Origin of the sequence: Vogesella mureinivorans, from assembly GCF_007644035.1 — a bacterium.
Taxonomy (GTDB): Bacteria; Pseudomonadota; Gammaproteobacteria; order Burkholderiales; family Chromobacteriaceae; genus Vogesella; species Vogesella mureinivorans.
This window is the reverse complement of the sequence record NZ_VMTV02000453.1, coordinates 1-250: the sequence shown is the minus strand read 5'-3', so window position 1 is coordinate 250 and position 250 is coordinate 1. Positions and strand designations below refer to the sequence as shown.

Annotated in this window: 1 protein-coding gene; it reads right to left on the bottom strand. The window is 72.4% G+C overall.

What is annotated here, in order from left to right:
* A partial coding sequence (locus FLQ44_RS11490; protein WP_206208847.1) for a nucleoside hydrolase occupies window positions 1-250 on the bottom strand: 250 nt, incomplete at both ends.

Sequence of the window (250 nt, the reverse complement as noted above, 5' to 3'; positions counted from 1 at the left end):
CGTCACCGCCGCGCCCATCACAACGAGGCGCGGAATCCGTTCCGGCAGCGATGGATCCAGCCGCAGCGCCAGCGCGAGATTGGTCAGGGGCCCCAGCGTCACCAGGGTGAGCTCGCCCGCGAGTTCCCGCGAGAGCCGCAGAATGGCCTGCACCGCGTGCTCGCTCTGCGCCGCTCGCGTGGGTGCGGCGAGACCGGCATCGCCGAAGCCATCGCTGCCGTGCACGTAAGCCGCGTCCACCGCCGGCCAC